Here is a 19,803-nt window from a genome sequence, read left to right as displayed (position 1 = left end):
CAGCAGGCATTACGTAAACGGAGGCAGACCGATGGATACGAAACGATTCAAGTTTGATCTGCCTGCACTGCAGGTACTGGAAAACGAACATCAGTATTTGATGTATCTCATGGACAACTGGCATCCGATCGTACTCGGCTTCGAGAATCGGATCTATTCACTGGAAGAAGGACGCGAAGCGATGCGGTCACTGCGTAAAGCGCTGATCGAGTTCATCGAACCGTTCAAGAACCATACGGATAAGGAAGAGGAGATCCTGTTCCCTGAACTTGCACAGTATGTCGGGAACGAACAGGGACCCGTCCGGGCGGTGGAAGAAGAGCATGAAGAACTCGATGCCTACATCGGCCACTTCCTGCATCACACCCGCGGCAGCCTGGATGAGCTGTCCCTTGAAGATCTTGAAGCGGTTTCAAAAGACGCCGGGGAAGCTTACGAAGCGATCATGGTTCACTTCATCAAGGAAGAAACGATCGTGTTTCCGATGGTGGAGTCGATGCTCCGGATCGAACAGCAGGATGCGCTGTTCGACAAACTGTACACGCCTATCGTGTAGGCAGGTACAGTGAAAGTCTGATAGACTGCAAAGCCTTTCATTCTCTATAGAAATGGACTGATATGGATGATCAAGAAAGTGCAGCTGCCGTTACAGACGGCCAACCTGGTTGTGGGATTCATGGTCTGGGTGCTGATTTCGTCGCTCCTCCCGTTCATCCGGGAAGATGTGTCGATCCCTGCATCCCGCATAGCGATCATTACAGCGGTACCGGTCGTGCTCGGTTCCGTGCTGCGGATCCCTCTGGGCTACTACGCCAATATATTCGGCGCACGGATTGTGTTCGCGGTCAGTTTCATCTTATTGCTATTTCCAGTGTTCTACATAAGTGCCGCCTCATCATTCACCGATCTGATCATCGGCGGAACGTTCCTCGGTATCGGGGGAGCGGTCTTCTCGGTCGGTGTCACGTCCCTGCCGAAATATTACGCAAAAGAAAAGCATGGTCTCGTCAACGGAATCTATGGGATGGGGAACGTCGGTACTGCCGTCACGACATTCGCCGCGCCGGTCCTTGCGACGCAGCTCGGCTGGAGCATGACCGTCAAGCTGTACCTCATCCTGCTGCTTGCGTTCGCCGCGCTGAACTTCATACTCGGCGACCGGCAGGAACCGAAAGTGAAGACGTCGATGGTCAAGCAGATCAAAGGCGTCTATAAGAATGAGAAACTGTGGTTCTTCTCGCTGTTCTACTTCATCACGTTCGGGGCATTCGTGGCCTTCACGATCTTCCTGCCGAACTTCCTCGTCGACTATTTCGAACTTGAAAAAGTCGATGCAGGGATGCGGACAGCCGGCTTCATCATCGTGGCGACACTGTTCCGTCCTGTCGGCGGATGGCTCGCGGATAAGTTCCAGCCGCTGTTCCTGCTGATGGGTGTATTTGCCGGGCTGACAGTTGCAGGGGTCATCCTCGCCTTCTCGCCTTCGATCGGATTGTATACGGTCGGCAGCATGCTGATCGCACTGACCGCGGGAATCGGGAACGGGGTCATCTTCAAGCTGGTGCCGTTCTACTTCAGCAAACAGGCCGGTACCGCGAACGGTATCGTGTCCATGATGGGCGGTCTCGGCGGGTTCTTCCCGCCCCTGCTGCTGTCGGCCGTCCATGGGATCACCGGTTCCTACTCGATCGGTTTCATGGCGTTCGCCCAGTTCTCGCTCGTCAGTCTCGTCCTTGTCATCTGGCTCTACTATATGGACCGTCTGTCTCTTGCAAAAGATGTGTTCGACTCGACGGGGCAGGGTATACTCGTAACCGACAGCACCGGTAAAATCCTGTCCGTCAACCCGGCCTTCACGGAACTGACAGGCTACTCGGAAGACGAAATCGTCGGGAAAAACCCGAATGTCCTGAGCTCCGGCCGCCAGTCGAAAGAATTCTACACAACGATGTGGGGAGTCATCGGCGATGAAGGGTCGTGGCAGGGACAGATGTGGAACAGACGGAAAGACGGCAGTGAATACCTTGAACTGCTTACCATCAATGCCGTCAAAAATGCAGATGGCGACGTGACCCGTTACGTCGGTACATTCAGCGATATAACACCAGCATAACAACGGGGGACCGCCAGTCGAATCTGACCGGCAGTCCTCCTGCTTGCTTTACTATGGAAACGAGGTGCCTGCATTGGAACAACGTTATTCACGCCAAACACTTTTTGCGCCGATTGGTGAGCCGGGTCAGCAGGAGCTGCAGGAGGCCCACGCCTTCGTGCTCGGCTGCGGGGCGCTTGGATCGGCGATTGCAGAAACGCTGATCCGCGCCGGCATCGGCAGGCTGACCATCGCCGACCGGGATTATGTGGAACCTTCCAACCTGCAGCGCCAGCAGCTGTTCGCAGAGGAGGATGCGGTTCATGGCACACCGAAAGTCGTGGCGGCGGAGGCCCGGCTGCGCGCCATCCGGAGTGACGCGGACATCGTACCATTGCTCGATCACGTCGATGGCAGTCTGCTCGGACGATACGCGGCGGATGCTGATATCCTGCTCGATGCGACGGATAACTTCGAAGCCCGTCTGCTGCTGAATGACTTTGCCTGGAAGCATGGGATTCCATGGATTTATGGGGCCTGTGTCGGAAGTTCGAGCAGCGTTTTTCCGTTCATCCCCGGCCGGGCGCCGTGTTTCCGGTGCCTGCTGCCTGTGCTGCCGTCTGTGAACGAGACGTGCGACACGGTCGGCGTCATCGCCCCGGCTGTGCAGATCACGGCGGCGAACCAAAGTGCCGAGGCACTGAAATGGCTGACGGGCAACAGGGACGCCATGCGGACGAAGCTGCTGCACACGGATATTTGGCACAATACACAAGTGGAAGCAGGGATTTCACGTCTGAAGAAAGACACGTGCCCGACATGCGGTGCGGATCCCGTCTATCCATCGCTGATGGAGGAGACCGGCACCCACTACGCGGTGCTGTGCGGGCGCGACACCGTACAGATCATCCCTGCGGCTGAACGGCAGCTGACAGGAGAGGACGTACTGCGAGTGGCGGAACGTCTCGGAACCGTCGGAAAGCATAATACGTACTTCACGGAATTCGAGGCGGATGGGTTCCGATGCGTCGGCTTTTCCAATGGCAGGCTGCTTGTCCATGGACTGAAGGATATTCAGAGAGGCCGTAAAATCTATCATCAGCTATTCGGATAAGGAGAGGATTGCGTTGCATAAGGAAGAGACGGGTCAGAGTGAAAAACTGAATATTTGTATCTTGACTGTGAGTGATACACGGACCGAGGCAGACGATAACAGCGGCCGGCTCATCCGCGATCAGATGGAGGATGCTGGCCATACCATCTTTGCGAGACAGATCTGTCCCGACGATAAGAATGCGATCCTGAAAGCGGTCGAATCGTGGATCGGTAAAAAGGAAGCGGACGTCATCGTCATTACAGGCGGGACTGGGATCAGCTACCGCGATGTTACGATCGAGACAGTTCGGCCGTTCTTCACCAAGGAACTGAACGGTTTCGGCGAACTGTTCAGGTATATCAGTTACGCGGAAGATGTCGGTTCGAAGGCGCTGCTGAGCCGGGCCGCTGCCGGTGCAATCGGGGAGAAGGTGCTGTTTGCGCTGCCGGGTTCCGTGAAAGCGGTCGCACTTGCGCTTGACCGTCTGATCCTGCCGGAACTCACGCATATCCATAACGAACTGACGAAGCATTTATAACGAACAGAAAAAAGAGGAAGCGGTGTCTACGCTTCCGTCCGTTCATAATCTCCATTTTTACCGCCTGTCTTCGACTGCAGCATGGTCGGGCCGATCACCATTTCCTTGCCCGCCGCCTTGCACATGTCATAGACCGTCAGCGCTGTCGCAGAAGCTGCCGTCAGTGCTTCCATTTCGACGCCGGTCAGCCCCGTCGTTTTCACTTCCGTCCGGATGAGGACTTCATAGTGTCCCTGTGCCTCATCGACGTTCCAGTCGAACCGGATATCGACGCCGGTCAGCGGCAGCGGGTGGCACATCGGGATCAGATCGGCCGTGTTCTTGGCAGCCATGATGCCGGCGACTTGTGCAACGGCGAAGACATCCCCTTTTTTGTTCGTCCCCTCTTTGATCTGCCGGTAAATCGCTTCGTTGACGATGATGGATGTACTTGCAGCTGCCGTCCGTGAAGTGACCGGCTTATCTGACACATCGACCATCCGTGCGCGGCCCTGGTCGTTGAAATGGGTGAGTTCAGACATTCGATTCATTCCTTTCAGTTCTGATACACTTAGTATACCAGAAGAAAGCAGGTGCTTTTTGTGGAAATGAGAACACCGATTCCAGTAGCGGAGGCGATCGGACGCATCATGCAGCAAGTCCGTCCGCTGGAAACCGAAGAAGCAGCGCTTGAAGAGGCGCTGGGCCGTGTGCTGGCGGAACCGATCGTCGCCCGACACAGCGTGCCGCCGTTTGACCGGTCCCCGTACGACGGGTACGCCATCCGGGCGGAAGACAGCGAAGGGGCATCCGGCAGTGCACGTATCCCCTTCACAGTCATCGGCGAAATCGGGGCAGGCCATGTCGGGGAGAAAACCGTCGGACGCGGGGAAGCCTATCGGATCATGACCGGTGCCAAGATTCCGGACGGCGCGGATGCGGTCGTCATGTTCGAACAGACAGCGGAGACGGACAGCGGCTTCTCGATCCGGAAACCGTTCACAGCGGGCGAGAACATTTCATGTAAAGGCGAAGACGCCGCTGAAGGGGATCTGCTCATCGAAGCGGGCACCCGTATCCACCCGGGGACTGTCGCACTGCTGGCGACATTCGGCTATGCGCGCGTGAGCGTCTCCCGACTGCCGGTCGTCGGCATCCTTGCAACAGGGACGGAACTGCTCGGCGTGGAGGATGAACTGCAGCCGGGCAAAATCAGGAATTCCAACGGCCCGATGATCGCGGCGCAGCTCGGGCGTCTCGGCGTGCCGGTCAGGCTGTACGGAACATCGGCGGACGATCTGCCGGCCTGCACGGCAATCGTGAAGGAAGCGATTACCGAATGCGATGCCGTCATCACGACAGGCGGTGTGTCTGTCGGTGACTACGATTATCTGCCTGCGATCTATGACCAGCTTGGCGCCTCCGTGCTCTTCAACAAAGTCGCCATGCGGCCGGGAAGCGTGACGACCGTGGCTGCCCTGGACGGCAAGTTCCTGTTTGGTCTGTCCGGCAATCCGTCGGCATGCTTCACGGGCTTTGAACTGTTCGCCCGGCCTGCGCTCCTGTCCATGATGGGAGACAGAGCGCCGTACATGCCGCATTTTAAAGCGGAGCTGGCTGAAGACTTCACGAAGCCGAACCCGTTCACCCGCTTCATCCGTTCGGTCTGGCAGATGACAGGAGACAAGATCACCGCCGCGCCTGCCGGCTTTAACAAATCGAATGCCGTTTCATCGATTGCGCGTGGCAACTGCCTTATCGTGCTGCCGAGCGGAACAAGGGGGTATGCGGCGGGCGACAGCGTCGACGTGCTGCTCCTCGGTTCCGAGCAGGGTGCGAAGGACTGGGTGCTGTGAAGACCCTCCATATAGCCGGTTATAAGAACAGCGGCAAGACAACGCTGCTGGAACGCTGGATCGGCATTGCCAAGCAGGCAGGACGATCGGTCGCCGTGCTGAAGCATCACGGCCACGGAGGACCGGTCGAACTGCCGACGGTACTGACGGACACGACTCGTTTTTTCCGCAAGGGCGCGGATGCATCCCTTGCGGCAGGCGGCGGCACGTGCCAGCTGCTGCTGAACAGTGAGCCGGACTTTGAAACCTTGAAACAACTCGCGGCACAAGGAAAGCCGGATATTCTTCTCATCGAAGGGTATAAGGAAGAGACCGGTGACAAAGTCATCCTGGTCCGGGAGCCGGAAGATTGGGAGACCCTGCAGCATCTGGACGGGATCCGGCTCATTGTCGGACCGCTCACTTCACTGTCTGCGGAAATCATCCCATCCCGGGAGGATACGGCGCAGCTCGACAGCTGGTTTGCCCGCTGGCTTGCAAAGGAGGAATTGGATGAAACCGTTTGAGATAACAGAAGAGCCGATCAATCCGCAGGACTATGCGGATTATGTGCTTCACACAGGTGCCGGTGCTGTGACACTGTTCACCGGACATGTACGGGAATGGACACACGGCGTGCGGACCGTCTATCTGGCCTACGAGGCGTATGTGCCGATGGCAGAGAAGAAACTCGCGCAGATCGGTGCCGAGATGGAAGCGAAGTGGCCCGGCATCCGGACAGCGATCGCCCACCGGATCGGTGAACTGCACTTGTCCGATATCGCCGTCGTCATCGCGGTTTCATCCCCCCACCGTTCGGCTGCCTATGAAGCTAACGAGTATGCCATTGAACGTATCAAGGAGATCGTGCCGATCTGGAAGAAAGAGATCTGGGAAGACGGCCAGGAATGGCAGGGCGCCCAGAAGAAATATCCTGATAAAGGAGCCGATGCACAATGATCCGTGTAAACTACTTTGCGAGACTGCGTGAACTTGCCGGCAAGGGCGGCGAAACATTGGAACGCGATCAGATGACAGTCCGTGAGCTGCTGGACTGGGCGGAGGAGACGTATCCGGGGTTCGGGAAAGATGATGTCCAGGTCGCGGTGAACGAAGAGTATGCGCTGCCCGAAGACCTCATCCGCTCGGGTGATGAGTGTGCGTTCATCCCGCCGGTAAGCGGCGGATGATCGGCATCGTGCTGGCCGGCGGTGAATCGCGCCGGTTCGGTTCACCGAAAGCGTTCGCACGCCATAATGGAAAGCAGTTCTATCAATATGCCATGGAGGCCCTTGCTCCGCATTGTGCGCAGACAATCATCGTCGCGCGGCCCGAACACAGGGACCGCTTTCCTGATTGTCCGACCGTTCTCGCTGACCTGCCGGAAGTGGCCGGCCAGGGCCCGCTTGCCGGGATCCTGACCGTGATGGACGCCGCGGATAGCGATTGGTATGCTGTCCTGCCGTGCGATGTGCCGTTTGCAGACGACCGGATCGTGGAGCTGCTGACAGCGGAAAAAACGGACGGCGGCCCCTCGGCGATCGAAGCGGCCGGAATCCGGCATCCTCTGCTGTCCATATGGGATCGGGCATCGGCAAGAAAGATCCGCTCGGCACTTGCAGCAGGCGAACGGAGTGTCCGGCCGCTCATCCGCAAATGGATCGACGGAACCGGACTGCTGGAGGAGGATCCGTCTATATTTGACAACGTGAACAGACCCGGACAATTGGAAGGGAGATGACAGCATGGAGCCCATAACAGATAAATTCGGCCGGCCGATCCGTGATTTGCGGATTTCTGTCACGGACCGCTGCAACTTCAGATGCTCCTATTGCATGCCGAAAGAGATTTTCGGGGACGATTATGTGTTCCTGCCGAAGGACGAGCTCCTGTCATTCGAAGAGATCGAACGGCTGGCAAAGCTGTTCGCGGAACTCGGCGTGAAAAAACTGCGCCTGACAGGGGGCGAGCCGCTCATGCGGCGCAACCTGCCGGACCTGATCGGTTCACTGACGAAAATCGAAGGGGTCGAAGACATCGGACTGACGACGAACGCCGTCATGCTCGGCCAGTATGCACAGCCGCTGTATGACGCGGGTCTCCGCCGTCTCAATATCAGCCTGGACGCACTCGACCCCGATTTGTTCGGGGAGATGAACGGCCGGGGCGTCAAGCCGGATCTGATCCTGAAAAATATCGACAGGGCAAGCCAGCTCGGATTCACCATCAAGATGAACATGGTCGTCAAAAAAGGGACGAACGAGCAGGAGATCCTGCCGATGGCCCAGTACTTCAAGGAACGCGGCATCACATTGCGGTTCATCGAATTCATGGATGTGGGCAATGACAACGGCTGGAGTTTCGACAAAGTCGTCACGAAGAAGGAGATCCTCAGCCGTCTGCAGGACGTGCACGATCTGGAGCCGGTCGATGAGGAGTACTACGGCGAAGTGGCGAAGCGCTGGCGTTACAAAGACAACGGCGCGGAAGTCGGCTTCATCACCTCGGTGTCCGAGTCGTTTTGCTCCACTTGTACACGGGCCCGGCTGTCTTCGGAAGGAAAACTCTTTACGTGCCTGTTCGCTTCCGATGGATTTGACGTCCGGCAGCTGCTGCGCGAAGGTGCGACGGACGAAGAACTCGCTGCTGCAGTGACGGGTGTCTGGGAGAAACGGACCGACCGGTATTCGGACGAGCGGACGGAACAGACGGTGAAAAACCGGAAAAACAAGAAGATCAATATGAGCTATATCGGAGGCTGACAGGGCGGCCTGCGGAACAGTCGGGAGGATGCACAGCCATGATAGGAAGAAATGATCCGTGCCCTTGCGGCAGCGGAAAGAAGTACAAGAAATGCTGCGGGAACGAAAGCAGCGGGTTGCTGAATACAGTTGTCAGCGAAGAGCTGGACCGTCTGCTCATCCAGTTCTTCGATACATATCCGACAGGCGCTGCCAAGGAACAGATGATGCGGCTCATGCGTCAGTGGGCGGAACGGCTGCGCGGCAGCTGGGAGCCTGCGCACACCGAAGAGGCGGCGTCCGAGTTCTATTTATTCATCGAAAACAACGAGCAGTGGAAAGAGTATGTGCACACGCAGCGTGAGGCGGCTGCACGCGGCACTGTGCAGGAAGTTCTCGCAAAGTGGGATGAGCCGCTCATGCTGCTCGGTGAAATCACAGGTGCTGAGGAAAAGTTTCTGCACATTGAACAGCTGCTGACGGGGGAAACGGTGGAAGTGGCGCGGATCGAGGGCATGCCCGCGGATGAAGGGACACTGCTTTTCGGTGTCGTGCTCCCTGACGCCCGCCGCGGCGAGCGCGCGGTCGCGCCGGTGTCGTCCATGCTGTTCCTGGCGAAATGGAGCCGGCAGACGAAAAAATCCCTGCTATCGCTCCGGGCGCAATCGCCGGATGAACCGGCTGCGGAATTCATTTGCAATCATGCGCTGGATATTTACGAACTGCTCGTCAAACGCAGCATGGCGTCCATGAACGATCTGCTCGAGGATGTACTGGCGGATGAACAGCTCGGCGCCCTGAAACTGCTGGACAGCCGGCTGGCAGAAGGCGGCGAACCGGCGGATGTCCGGGAAATGCTGCAGAAACTAGCGGTCGCCTACTTCCTGAACACCGAACAGGAAGAAGGCCAGGCAACGGATACAGCCTCTTTCGTGCAGGCGGCAATCGGCGTCGGCCGGTCACTCTCCCTGCTCAAAGGGGACACTGCTGATGTTGCCGAGGCGGACACGGCAGAAACTTCCCGTCTGTCGCAAGAATTGTACAGCCTGTATACGGAGATGATGGAAAACGGTGAAGCGGCTGCGGCAGCCGTCTATGAAATCGGCACCGATCCGCGCCCGTCGGAATCCGAGCTGTGGGAGACTGCGATGACGACAACGGGCGTCGTGGAACCGGAACGCCGTCCGGGTGTGGATGAAGGACGCGCCCAGCGCCTTGCGTACGAAGCATACAGAGCGGAAACGGAAGACGGACGCCGGAAACTGGCGGACTCGGCACTCGCCATCGCACCGCAGCTCCCGGATGCCCTGCTGCTGAAAGCGGAAACGGAAGCCGATGCGGAGCCGGCGGGCAGCCTGTATGAACAGGCGATCCGCGAAGCGAGCCGGCGGTTCGAACCGGGGGAGAATCCGTGGAACAACCTGCCGAACCGTCCGTTCATGCGTGCGGCCTTCTCGTACGGAGTCCATCTGTTCAGGCTGCGGGAATTCAATGAGGCGGCGGATATCTTCCTGGATCTCGTGCGCATGAACACGACTGATAACCAGGGTGCCCGCTATGAGGCGATCGCGTCGCTCATCCATGCAGAACGATACAAGGAAGCGGGCGAGCTGCTCGTCCGCTACGAGCGGGGATCGGAGAACGATGCGACCTACCTGTACCTGGACTGGAAGCTGGAAAACGAAGCGACACAAGGGGTATCTGAGGAAGAGGCGGACATGCTGAAGAAAGCATCCGAAGCAAACGGCAACGTCATGCATCTTATGGCGTTCCGGGCGCAGACCATCGCCTATCCGCGCAACGGGCGCCTGCAGCCGGGCAGCAAAGAAGAAGCCCGCTATATCTGGCTGCTCCTGAACGGACCGAGTGACGTGAACGAACAATAATCTGCGTGTATGGATGATGAACGGAAAGAACGCTGTCCGCGGCTGGTGCGGACAGCGTTCTTTTTCATGTGGCAGGCGTGCGTGCGGCCGGACTGCCCAGCTCACTGATACGGGACACGATGTCATCCACTGAAGCTGCGCTGTCTGACGCTGCAAACTCGTTCCGGAATGCATCCAGCACACTTCCCAGAATGACGCTGCCGCTTTTCCCGGTCACCAGCTCGTCCATCAAAAATTTCACATAGTCGACGCCTTTTTGTTCTTTGGACTTTTCGAATTGTGCGAGAAGCGTACGCAGCCGCCTGAACAATTCCTCTTTCGCCTTTTCCGCATCTGCAAATGACAGCTTTTCAAGCATGTCGTTCCCGAGCAGGATATCATCGGCTTTCCGCATCCCTGCCATCATGTCATCGAGCCGGCGGATGGCGAACGGCACCATCTGTTCGTAGTGGGAACTGTCTTTCCGTCCGTACCCGATCTTGATGATGTGCAGAATGTGCTGCATGACACCGAGCAGCATGACGGCGCCGTCGGTGGCATACGGTTCAGCGTCCGGTCCGTAGATTTCCAGCAGACGGCCGGATAGCCAGGCAACTTCGTATAGATATTGCTCCCGGACATAGCGCCGCATTTCCTCGTCGTTCGAAAAGAATATGGCTTCATAGATCGGCAGGAGATTCCGTTCGCGGTCAACGTGCGCACGGGTCATAATCTGCTGGGCGAACAGACTTTTATCCGTCCGATCCTTGCCGATCAGCAGTTTGCGCCGGCGCTCGATCGATTCCTCATTGGCCATTTCAAGAATGGCGAGCAGGCATTCATTCTTCGACGTGAAATAGTTATAGAAAGTCCCTTTCGAAATACCGGCAGCCGTCAGGATATCCTGGACGGAGGTCGACACGATGCCTTTCTCCTCGAACACCTGCTGTGCTGCGTAGATCACTTTTAGTTTACGTTCGTTCATTCCATCACCTTTGGACTCATAGTATACTGACAGTCTACTCTCCGAAACGCTATATATCAATGAAATATACTGTTTCGGATTTTTTTCTTGCGTAAGTTGGACTGCGGGTATAAAATAGCTTTCATGATGTTTTTTCAGTCAAGGAAGTATAAGGAAAATGGGGGACCGTTGGATGGAAACAAGTGAACACATTAAGAAAATGCATGAAAAGCCGCCTTACGGCATCATCATCATCTTATTCATCGGAGCGTTTGTTGCGATCCTGAATAATACATTGCTCAACATCGCGCTGCCGACTATCATGACAGAATTCAAGATTGAACCTTCCCAAGTACAATGGCTTACGACCGGCTACATGCTGGTTGGCGGTATCATGATGCCGGCCAGTGCTTTTTTCATTATGAAATTCAAGAACCGGAACTTGTTCCTCACGGCGATGACGCTGTTCTCTTTGGGGACACTCCTTGCCATCGTGACACCGAACTTCGGTCTGCTGGTTGCAGCGCGGATGATTCAGTCGTCCGGGGCATCCCTGCTGATGCCGCTGTTGATGAACGTCATGCTCGTTGCGTTCCCGGTTGAAAAACGGGGGCAGGCGCTCGGCTACTTCGGGCTGGTCATGTTCACGGCGCCGGCGATCGGACCGACGCTGTCCGGCTTCGTCGTCGAGCACTACTCCTGGCGCGCGCTGTTCATCATCGTGCTGCCGATCGCGCTGTTCGTCATGGCGTATGCATTCTTCAAACTGCGCAACATCACACCGAATAAGGACGTGAAAGTCGACACGCTGTCGATTCTCTACTCGAGTATCGGGTTCGGCGGTCTGCTGTATGGCTTCAGTTCCGCCGGACACGCGGGCTGGGGGTCGGTCGAAGTGTACGGTACGATCATCATTGGTGTGATCGGTCTGGTCCTCTTCGTCACCAGTCAGTTGCGTAAGAAAGAGCCGATGCTCGATTTCCGCATTTATAAGCATCCGATGTTTGCCCTGTCGTCCGTCATCTCGGTCGTCGTGTCCGTTGCGATGTTCTCGGGGATGATCCTGACGCCGCTGTATGTCCAGAACGTCCGTCACATTTCGCCGCTCGATTCGGGGCTGCTCATGCTGCCAGGTGCGATCGTCATGGGCTTCATGTCGCCGATCACCGGCAAACTGTTTGACAAGTACGGACCAAAAGGCCTTGCTGTTACGGGCCTTGCGATCACCGTGCTGACCACATATCTGCTGAGCCGGCTCACACTGGATACCGGTTATTATGAACTGATGGCGATCTACACCGCCCGCATGTTCGGCCTGTCGATGGTGACGATGCCGATCATGACGAACGGCATGAACCAGCTGCCGATGGTCTCGAATCCGCATGGCACCGCCATGAACAGCACCGTGCAGCAAGTATCCGGCGCAATCGGTTCCGCCATCCTGCTGACAATCATGACAAAACGTGCGGAGTCAGCCGGAACACAGATCGCTCAGGACGCGGCGATGTCCGGAGGTCTGCCGACCGACAAAGCCGGTCTCGCGGCATTCCAGGAGCAGGTCGCCCAGCAGGCACAGCTGGATGGCATCAACTTCTCCTTCTTCATCTCCGCAATTATCGCGGCGGTGGCCCTGGTGCTGACGCTCTTCATCAAGCGGGTCCTCCCGCCGAAGTTCGAAGCGCAGCAGATGCCGGACACTCCGACACCTGAGCATAACAATGTTACGGCAAAACCTGATAACGCCTGATCCAACGCCTTCCCGCAGGATATCCAACCTGCGGGGAGGCTTTTTTTATTGGAGATTGGCCGCTCACACGCAGAGCGCTCATAAATGAGGCCGTTCCGCTCATAAAACGTGAATTCCGCTCATAAACTGCCGGAAACGCTCATAAACTCGTGGAAGTGATCATAAACCATGGAAAGTGATCATAAATCATATGAAAGCGCTCATAACTTCACACAATCCGGTCCAGCCGGGCAGCCGAGCCCGCGGCAAGGCGGCCAGTAGCCACAAGTCGCCATGCCGCGCCAGATGATCTTCCACAAACTAGGAAAGACTGGCTTGTCGGCTTCGCTTCGCTCCGCTTTTTCTATAGATGGAAGTCATTGCACGCCGAACGCTCATAAATGAGGCCGTTCCGCTCATAAAACATGAATTCCGCTCATAAACTGCCGGAAACGCTCATAAACTCGCGGAAGTGATCATAAACCATGGAAAGTGATCATAAATCATATGAAAGCGCTCATAACTTCACACAATCCGGTCCAGCCGGGCAGCCGAGCCCGCGGCAAGGCGGCCAGTAGCTACAAGTCGCCATGCCGCGCCAGATGCGCTTCCACCACAAACTAAAAAAGACTGGCTTGTCAGCTCCGCTGCGCTCCGCGTTTTTTTGTGCACCAACTCAGGCAATCGGCGCATAGTCCGGACCGGCCGCTCATACACTGGTCACTGTGTTCACGAAGTGCGGCGCAGCCAGCCGGACAGCGAATCGGACTCCCTGAAAGGAGAACCGGGCTGGCTGTCGAATACAGTATGTAAGGGTTTGCAAACCGCATAAGAAAGGGGACAGGCAGCTATGAAACTGAACAACTATATCAACGGAAACTGGGAAACTGACGGAGGGGCGGAGTATACCGATGTCCTGAATCCGGCTAATGGGGACAAGCTGGCGGAAGTCCGGCTGTCGACAGCAGATGACGTGGACAAGGCAGTCGCCGCCGCGAAAGCCGCGCAGAAAAAGTGGGCGCGTGTGCCGGCGCCGAAGCGGGCGGATTACTTGTATGAAATCGGCCGGCTCATGGTGGAGAAGAAGGAGCATCTCGCACAAACACTGACGAAGGAAATGGGCAAAGTCATCGAAGAAGCGCGTGGTGAAGTGCAGGAAGGAATCGACATGGCGTATTACATGGCAGGTGAAGGCCGCCGGCTGTTCGGTGAAACAGTGCCGTCCGAGCTCGACAACAAGTTCGCGATGAGTGTCCGGGCGCCGATCGGGGTCGTCGGTCTGATCACCCCATGGAACTTCCCGGTGGCCATCGCGACATGGAAATCATTCCCGGCGATCGTCGCGGGCAACACGTTCCTCTGGAAACCGGCGACCGAAACGCCGATGATGGCATACGAAATGGCACTCATCTTTGAAGAGGCCGGTCTGCCGGCAGGGGTCGCCAACATCGTCTTCGGCAGCGGAGGCACCGTCGGCACGGCGATGATCGAACATCCCGACGTGCGCGTCATCTCGTTCACCGGCTCCACGGAAACCGGCCGCCATGTCGCGGAACTCGGCGGCCGTCACCTGAAGAAAGTGTCACTCGAGATGGGCGGCAAGAACGCCATCATCGTCATGGATGACGCCGATCTCGACCTCGCCGTCGAAGGCATCCTCTGGAGCGCGTATGGAACAGCCGGCCAGCGCTGCACCGCCTGCAGCCGGGTCATCGCGCATTCCGCCATCAAGGAAGAGCTCGAACAGAAACTGCTCGAGTCAATGAAAACCCTCACGATCGGCAACGGAACGGATGAATCCGTCAAAATCGGGCCGGTCATCAATGAAAAATCGATCGAGAAGATCCAGTACTACGTCGGTGTCGGGAAAGAAGAGGGTGCGACACTGCTCGCAGGCGGCAGCCAGCTGACAGAAGGCCATTATACAGGCGGTCATTACTTCGAACCGACCCTGTTCACGGACGTCAAGGCGGACAGCCGTCTCGCGCAGGAAGAGATCTTCGGTCCGGTCATTTCACTGATCGAAGTGAACAGTCTGGAAGAGGCAATCGACGTTAACAACGGTGTCAAATACGGGCTGTCGAGCTCAATCTTCTCACGGGATGTCAATAAGATCTTCCAGGCGCAGCGCGATCTTGACACGGGGATCGTCTACGTCAATGCCGGCACGACCGGCGCGGAGATCCATCTGCCGTTCGGCGGGACAAAAGGGACCGGAAACGGCCACCGCGATTCGGGCGTGGCGGCGCTCGACGTGTTCACGGAGTGGAAGAGCATCTATGTGGATTTCAGCGGCACATTGCAGCGGGCACAGATCGACAATAACTAATAGGGGGCTGATTGCATGAAAGTCGTCGTACTCGGAGCGGGACTCATGGGAAAAGAAGCGGTGCGGGATCTGGTGAAGCAGGATGCGGTCACAGCGGTCTATCTGGCGGATCAGGACGTGCGGAAAGCGGAGAACTTCGCGGACGACCTGCTGTCCGACAAGCTGAGCATCCTCGTGCTCGATGCGCGGAACGAACTCCAGCTGAGCGAGGTCATTGCGCTCGGCGACGTCGTCATCAATGCCCTGTTCTATACGTTCAATGAAACCGCAGCCCGGCTCGCCATCGAAGCGGGCGTCCACTATGTCGATCTCGGCGGCCACATCGGCGGTGCGACGGATGCCGTGCTCGCGATGGACGAAGCTGCACAGGCGAAAGGCGTCACGGTCATCCCGGACCTCGGGGTCGCCCCGGGGATGATCAACATCCTCGCAGGTTACGGTGCGGACAAACTCGACACCGTGGAGTCGATCAAGCTGTACGTCGGCGGGGTGCCGGCCGAACCTGAACCGCCGCTCAATTACAATATCGTATTCTCGCTCGAAGGTGTCTTCGACCATTACACCGACCCGTCACGCGTCATCCGCGAAGGCGAAATCATCGAGCTGCCGTCGCTATCCGAAATCGAGACGATCGAATTCGACGGTTTCGGCCCGATGGAAGCGTTCCATACGTCCGGCGGCACATCGACACTGCTCGGCTCCTTCCCGGACGTCCGCACGCTCGAGTACAAGACGCTCCGCTATCCGGGGCACGCGGAGAAGTTTCAGCTGCTCGTCGATCTTGGGCTGCTGTCACGGGAATCCGTCATCCAGGTCGATGGGAAGCCGCTTCGTGTCCGCGATGTCATGCGCGCCCATCTGACGCCGCAGCTGCTGCTCGGCGACAAGAAGGACGCTGTGCTGCTGCGGGTTCTCGTCAGCGGGGAAGCATCCGGTATGCCGGCGACCTACGAATACAACATGACCGTCACGAAGGACATGGAGATGAACGAAACGGCGATGGCGCTTGCGACCGCGAATACGATCTCCGTCGTCGCCCAGATGATCGGAACCGGTGACATCACGAAGCGCGGCGTCCACCCGCCGGAATGTATCGTGCCGGGGCACCTGTATATCGAAGAGATGAAAAAACGCGGGGTTATCATCGATGAGAACGTACTGACCGGCGAAGCATCCTTGTAAACTCACAGAGAGGACGTGCGCGGAATGGACTTCACATTCACAGAAGATCAGCAGCTCCTGCGGCAGACGGCACGCCGCTATGTCGATGAACAGATCATCCCGAACATTGCAGACTGGGAACGCGCAGGCGGATTCGATCCGCAAGTATGGAAGGATTTCGCAGACCTCGGCTTCATGGGCTCCTGCATCCCGGAACAGTACGGCGGCAGCGGGCTCGACTACAATTCGCTCGCCATCCTGTGTGAGGAGCTGGAACGCGGGGATACGGCGTTCCGCACGGCGGTCTCGGTGCATACCGGCTTGAATTCACTGACCTTGCTGCAGTGGGGGACTGAGGAACAGAAGCGGAAATTCCTCGTACCGCAGGCGAAAGGCGAGAAGATCGGCGCCTATGGACTGACCGAGCCGGGGGCGGGCTCCGATGTAGCCGCCCTCGCCTCGACCGCCGTGCGGGATGGCGATGAGTATATCCTGAATGGCCAGAAGACGTGGATTTCACTGTGCGACCAGGCGGATCATTTCCTCGTCTTCGCCTATACCGACAAAACGAAAAAGCACCACGGCATCTCGGCGTTCATCGTCGAACGCACGCGTCCCGGGTTTTCATCCAAGGCAATTGCGAATAAATACGGCATCAGGGCCGGCAACACGGGTGAGCTGTTCTTCGAGGACGTGCGGATTCCGGCAGCGAACCGGCTCGGCGAAGAAGGCGAAGGGTTCAAGATCGCCATGTCGGCACTCGACAACGGCCGCTTCACCGTCGCGGCCGGCGCGGTCGGTCTCATCAGCGTGTGCCTTGAAGCGAGCACCGCATACTGCGAGGAACGGCATACGTTCGGCAAGCCGATCGGCGACCACCAGCTCGTCCAGCGCATGATCGCCAACATGGAGGCGGGCTATCAGATGAGCCGGTTGCTCGTGTACCGTGCCGGCGAACTGAAAAATGCCGGCCGCCGCAACACGCGGGAAACATCCCTCGCCAAATGGCAGGCGTGCGACTTCGCAAACCGGGCGGCGGACGACGCTTTCCAGATCCACGGCGCCTACGGCTACTCGGACGACTATCCCGTCGCCCGTTACCTGCGCAACTCGAAAGCACCCGTCATCTACGAAGGCACCCGCGAGATCCATACGATCATGCAGGCGGAATACGTCCTCGGCAAGCGCGGGGATAAGCCCTTGAACCGCATGCTGCCGGGGTGGCCGTTTGAGGAGTTTCTGTGACGGATCCGCCGGACAGCCGTCTCATGATGTAAAGGTCGCTGTCCCCCTATGGATAGCGATCTTTTTCTCCATTGCGGCAGTTTTGATGCTGTCGGTCACTGATCCTATCTATATCACGGGAAGTCTTGTTACTTGACAGCCGTTCTGTGCAGCTATTGATACTAGGAAGAATGTGATAAACTACAAGTATGAAACGAATGAACGGAGTGACGGATGTGGCGGATAATCAGCTCCTCTATCATTTAACACACATCAGCAATCTGCCTTCCATTCTAGAAAGTGGAGGATTGCAGTCACATGCAGCAATGCAGATGAATCAGCTGCAGCATCAGGATATTGCCAATCAGGACGTTCAAGCACGAAGAAACAGAACGAAGATCCCTGTTGGCAAAGGTGGAGTCCTGCACGACTATGTCCCATTCTACTTTGCAGCACGCTCGCCTATGTTGTACTACTTATACAAACAGCAAATTTCACAAGAAGACGTGGTATATTTCATGACAAGTATCTCAACTGTTCAACGGAACGAGCTGGATTTCGTGTTTACAGATGCACATGCCATCAGACGTTTAACGAACTTCTATACAGATCCAATCCATTTGGACCAAGTCGATTGGCAAGTGATGACCTCCGTTTATTGGCATGATATAGACGAGGACATGAATAGAAAAGCCAGGCGGCAAGCAGAATTCCTTGTCTATCAGGAAGTCCCTCTTTCAGCTTGTTTAGGATTTGCAGTTTTCGATGAACGAGCGAAGGTGAAGTTGGAATATTTATTACACGGGGCTGGCAGTACATTACCGGTTGCCGTCCGAAGACAGTTCTACTATTAGGAGGTGGAGGAATGATCCGTTCAATGCAGGGGAACTTACTGGAAGATCAGGCTGAAGCTTATGTAAATACGGTAAATACAGTAGGTGTCATGGGGAAAGGAATCGCCTTGCAGTTTAAACAAGCCTTTCCGGATGTATTTAAACAGTATGCGAAGGATTGTAAGGCCGGTCAGGTTCGAGTGGGGAGAATGCATGTAGTTCCAGTCCATGGGTTAGCCGCCCCTAAGTATGTCATCAACTTTCCGACAAAAAAGCATTGGCGTAATCCTTCTGAGCTTACGTATATACAGGAAGGTCTTCGCGATTTGGTGCAAATTATTCAAGAGCTGAACCTTCAGTCGATTGCCATTCCCCCGTTAGGCTGTGGAAATGGCGGATTAGAGTGGCCGGTTGTTCGGACTGCTATCGTGGAAGCCTTGGCGCCTCTTTCTATTGAAGTCCATTTGTATGAACCAGCAGGCGCACCTCCGTTGGATCGGATGGTAATTAGGACGAAACGGCCTAACATGACATTGGGAAGGGCCTTGCTGATCAGCGCCATGGAACAGTATGCGGGTCCGGGCTATCGGATGTCGTTATTGGAAGTACAGAAACTCGCGTATTTCTTGCATGAAGCAGGGACACTGCCGAAACTACAGTTCGAAAAGAATCGTTTCGGTCCCTATGCAGAAGCGCTCAATCATGTCCTGCAAGACATGGAAGGTCATTGGATCAGAGGATATGGGGATCGCACAGCAGGGGCTGAAATCTATCTGCTGGAAGGTGCTATAGAGGAAGCGGAAGAATTTTTGAAGAATCATCCGGACGCAAAGTTCAATTTGGATCGGGTCTCTGACTTAATATATGGATTCGAAACCCCTTATGACATGGAACTTCTGGCAACCGTTCACTGGGTGCTGAAAGAAAATGCATCAAAAGCAACAGATAAAGCGTTTGTTGTTCAATCCGTACAGCAATGGAATGAACGCAAGAATAAAATGTTCCCACCCCGTGACATTGAGCAAGTATGGAACTACTTGCTTTATGAGGTCAAGTTTGCTTCATAACGCCAGGTGTGCTGGCCTATTCGCCATGAGAGAATATACTTTTCGTTTAAAAATGATATAGAGAGATCGCTGTTCTGGCAGGAATGGCGGTCTTTTTCACTGCCAATGGAAGAGGGAGTGAAAAAACTTGTGGGATAAGACGCCTTCCAGATCCACGGCGCTTACGGCTACTCGGACGACTATCCCGTCGCCCGTTACCTGCGCAACTCGAAAGCACCCGTCATCTACGAAGGCACCCGCGAGATCCATACGATCCTGCAGGCGGAATACGTCCTCGGCAAGCGTGAGGACAAGCTTTTGAACCGCATGCTGCCGGGATGGCCGTTTGAGGAAGATCTGTAACGGATCCGCCG

The 19,803-nt window shown here is 56.3% G+C and carries 19 protein-coding genes and 1 pseudogene; 18 read left to right on the top strand and 2 right to left on the bottom strand.

Annotation, left to right across the window (positions count from 1 at the left end; translation table 11 throughout):
* The first annotated feature begins 31 nt into the window (after positions 1-31).
* The 4 genes from QWT68_RS11135 (at position 32) to QWT68_RS11120 (ending at position 3,726) form a co-directional block, all read left to right on the top strand.
* Positions 32-556 (top strand): hemerythrin domain-containing protein, encoded by a 525-nt coding sequence (locus tag QWT68_RS11135; protein WP_040287649.1) that lies wholly within the window; start codon positions 32-34, stop codon positions 554-556.
* 66 nt (positions 557-622) lie between these two features.
* On the top strand, positions 623-2,113 hold the full coding sequence (locus tag QWT68_RS11130) for a nitrate/nitrite transporter (protein ID WP_040287648.1): 1,491 nt from the start codon (positions 623-625) through the stop codon (positions 2,111-2,113).
* A gap of 73 nt (positions 2,114-2,186) precedes the next feature.
* Positions 2,187-3,206 carry a ThiF family adenylyltransferase gene (locus QWT68_RS11125; RefSeq protein WP_290148413.1) on the top strand — a complete coding sequence of 340 codons (1,020 nt, stop codon included), beginning with the start codon at positions 2,187-2,189 and terminating at the stop codon, positions 3,204-3,206.
* A gap of 13 nt (positions 3,207-3,219) precedes the next feature.
* Entirely contained in the window at positions 3,220-3,726 is a 507-nt protein-coding gene (locus QWT68_RS11120) for a MogA/MoaB family molybdenum cofactor biosynthesis protein (protein WP_338066442.1), read from the top strand.
* A 26-nt stretch (positions 3,727-3,752) separates the two neighbouring features.
* Here QWT68_RS11120 and moaC read toward each other — a convergent pair whose 3' ends face one another.
* Positions 3,753-4,247, bottom strand: coding sequence for a cyclic pyranopterin monophosphate synthase MoaC (gene moaC, locus QWT68_RS11115; protein ID WP_040287645.1), 495 nt, complete (start codon positions 4,245-4,247; stop codon positions 3,753-3,755).
* Positions 4,248-4,313: 66 nt separating this feature from the next.
* On the opposite strand from moaC, the gene QWT68_RS11110 reads away from it, so the two are divergent.
* The 7 genes from QWT68_RS11110 to QWT68_RS11080 are packed head-to-tail and all read left to right on the top strand — an operon-like array spanning position 4,314 to position 10,167.
* A complete protein-coding gene (locus QWT68_RS11110) occupies positions 4,314-5,561 on the top strand; it encodes a molybdopterin molybdotransferase MoeA (protein WP_290150483.1) in 1,248 nt (415 codons plus the stop codon).
* Positions 5,558-6,067, top strand: a complete 510-nt coding sequence (mobB, locus tag QWT68_RS11105; RefSeq protein ID WP_290148411.1) for a molybdopterin-guanine dinucleotide biosynthesis protein B — start codon at positions 5,558-5,560, stop codon at positions 6,065-6,067. The genes QWT68_RS11110 and mobB overlap by 4 nt, the downstream gene beginning before the upstream one ends.
* Positions 6,054-6,500, top strand: a complete 447-nt coding sequence (locus tag QWT68_RS11100; protein ID WP_040287643.1) for a molybdenum cofactor biosynthesis protein MoaE — start codon at positions 6,054-6,056, stop codon at positions 6,498-6,500. The genes mobB and QWT68_RS11100 overlap by 14 nt, the downstream gene beginning before the upstream one ends.
* On the top strand, positions 6,497-6,730 hold the full coding sequence (gene moaD, locus QWT68_RS11095) for a molybdopterin converting factor subunit 1 (protein WP_040287642.1): 234 nt from the start codon (positions 6,497-6,499) through the stop codon (positions 6,728-6,730). The genes QWT68_RS11100 and moaD overlap by 4 nt, the downstream gene beginning before the upstream one ends.
* A complete protein-coding gene (mobA, locus tag QWT68_RS11090; RefSeq protein WP_290148407.1) occupies positions 6,727-7,281 on the top strand; it encodes a molybdenum cofactor guanylyltransferase in 555 nt (184 codons plus the stop codon). The genes moaD and mobA overlap by 4 nt, the downstream gene beginning before the upstream one ends.
* A gap of 4 nt (positions 7,282-7,285) precedes the next feature.
* Positions 7,286-8,302 carry a GTP 3',8-cyclase MoaA gene (gene moaA, locus QWT68_RS11085; RefSeq protein WP_290148404.1) on the top strand — a complete coding sequence of 339 codons (1,017 nt, stop codon included), beginning with the start codon at positions 7,286-7,288 and terminating at the stop codon, positions 8,300-8,302.
* 38 nt (positions 8,303-8,340) lie between these two features.
* Positions 8,341-10,167, top strand: coding sequence for an SEC-C metal-binding domain-containing protein (locus QWT68_RS11080; protein WP_290148402.1), 1,827 nt, complete (start codon positions 8,341-8,343; stop codon positions 10,165-10,167).
* Positions 10,168-10,231: 64 nt separating this feature from the next.
* On the opposite strand, the gene QWT68_RS11075 is transcribed toward QWT68_RS11080, so the two are convergent.
* A complete protein-coding gene (locus QWT68_RS11075; protein ID WP_040287638.1) occupies positions 10,232-11,131 on the bottom strand; it encodes a TetR/AcrR family transcriptional regulator in 900 nt (299 codons plus the stop codon).
* Positions 11,132-11,303: 172 nt separating this feature from the next.
* On the opposite strand from QWT68_RS11075, the gene QWT68_RS11070 reads away from it, so the two are divergent.
* From QWT68_RS11070 to QWT68_RS11040, 7 genes and pseudogenes are all read left to right on the top strand, one after another.
* Positions 11,304-12,857 (top strand): DHA2 family efflux MFS transporter permease subunit, encoded by a 1,554-nt coding sequence (locus QWT68_RS11070; protein ID WP_052461919.1) that lies wholly within the window; start codon positions 11,304-11,306, stop codon positions 12,855-12,857.
* Between the two features lie 829 nt (positions 12,858-13,686).
* Entirely contained in the window at positions 13,687-15,165 is a 1,479-nt protein-coding gene (locus QWT68_RS11065) for an aldehyde dehydrogenase family protein (RefSeq protein ID WP_040287637.1), read from the top strand.
* Positions 15,166-15,180: 15 nt separating this feature from the next.
* On the top strand, positions 15,181-16,347 hold the full coding sequence (locus tag QWT68_RS11060) for a saccharopine dehydrogenase family protein (protein WP_290148398.1): 1,167 nt from the start codon (positions 15,181-15,183) through the stop codon (positions 16,345-16,347).
* Positions 16,348-16,371: 24 nt separating this feature from the next.
* A complete protein-coding gene (locus QWT68_RS11055; RefSeq protein WP_290148396.1) occupies positions 16,372-17,571 on the top strand; it encodes an acyl-CoA dehydrogenase family protein in 1,200 nt (399 codons plus the stop codon).
* A gap of 215 nt (positions 17,572-17,786) precedes the next feature.
* Positions 17,787-18,404 (top strand): type II toxin-antitoxin system toxin DNA ADP-ribosyl transferase DarT, encoded by a 618-nt coding sequence (gene darT, locus QWT68_RS11050; RefSeq protein ID WP_040287785.1) that lies wholly within the window; start codon positions 17,787-17,789, stop codon positions 18,402-18,404.
* An 11-nt stretch (positions 18,405-18,415) separates the two neighbouring features.
* Positions 18,416-19,450 (top strand): type II toxin-antitoxin system antitoxin DNA ADP-ribosyl glycohydrolase DarG, encoded by a 1,035-nt coding sequence (darG, locus tag QWT68_RS11045; RefSeq protein WP_040287634.1) that lies wholly within the window; start codon positions 18,416-18,418, stop codon positions 19,448-19,450.
* Positions 19,451-19,588: 138 nt separating this feature from the next.
* Positions 19,589-19,792 (top strand): annotated as a pseudogene (locus QWT68_RS11040) (acyl-CoA dehydrogenase family protein); the annotation flags it as partial.
* Positions 19,793-19,803: the final 11 nt, after the last annotated feature.

Origin of the sequence: Sporosarcina trichiuri (assembly GCF_030406775.1) — a bacterium.
Taxonomy (GTDB): Bacteria; Bacillota; Bacilli; order Bacillales_A; family Planococcaceae; genus Sporosarcina; species Sporosarcina trichiuri.
This window is presented reverse-complemented; position numbering and strand designations above follow the sequence as displayed.

Bases quoted from the DNA above. Each gene is read 5' to 3' on its own strand.
- QWT68_RS11135 (WP_040287649.1), top strand. From the start codon at position 32: ATGGATACGAAACGATTCAAGTTTGATCTGCCTGCACTGCAGGTACTG.
- QWT68_RS11130 (WP_040287648.1), top strand. From the start codon at position 623: ATGATCAAGAAAGTGCAGCTGCCGTTACAGACGGCCAACCTGGTTGTG.
- moaC (WP_040287645.1), bottom strand. From the start codon at position 4,247: ATGTCTGAACTCACCCATTTCAACGACCAGGGCCGCGCACGGATGGTC.
- QWT68_RS11110 (WP_290150483.1), top strand. From the start codon at position 4,314: ATGAGAACACCGATTCCAGTAGCGGAGGCGATCGGACGCATCATGCAG.
- QWT68_RS11100 (WP_040287643.1), top strand. From the start codon at position 6,054: ATGAAACCGTTTGAGATAACAGAAGAGCCGATCAATCCGCAGGACTAT.
- moaD (WP_040287642.1), top strand. From the start codon at position 6,497: ATGATCCGTGTAAACTACTTTGCGAGACTGCGTGAACTTGCCGGCAAG.
- mobA (WP_290148407.1), top strand. From the start codon at position 6,727: ATGATCGGCATCGTGCTGGCCGGCGGTGAATCGCGCCGGTTCGGTTCA.
- moaA (WP_290148404.1), top strand. From the start codon at position 7,286: ATGGAGCCCATAACAGATAAATTCGGCCGGCCGATCCGTGATTTGCGG.
- QWT68_RS11080 (WP_290148402.1), top strand. From the start codon at position 8,341: ATGATAGGAAGAAATGATCCGTGCCCTTGCGGCAGCGGAAAGAAGTAC.
- QWT68_RS11075 (WP_040287638.1), bottom strand. From the start codon at position 11,131: ATGAACGAACGTAAACTAAAAGTGATCTACGCAGCACAGCAGGTGTTC.
- QWT68_RS11070 (WP_052461919.1), top strand. From the start codon at position 11,304: ATGGAAACAAGTGAACACATTAAGAAAATGCATGAAAAGCCGCCTTAC.
- QWT68_RS11065 (WP_040287637.1), top strand. From the start codon at position 13,687: ATGAAACTGAACAACTATATCAACGGAAACTGGGAAACTGACGGAGGG.
- QWT68_RS11060 (WP_290148398.1), top strand. From the start codon at position 15,181: ATGAAAGTCGTCGTACTCGGAGCGGGACTCATGGGAAAAGAAGCGGTG.
- QWT68_RS11055 (WP_290148396.1), top strand. From the start codon at position 16,372: ATGGACTTCACATTCACAGAAGATCAGCAGCTCCTGCGGCAGACGGCA.
- darG (WP_040287634.1), top strand. From the start codon at position 18,416: ATGATCCGTTCAATGCAGGGGAACTTACTGGAAGATCAGGCTGAAGCT.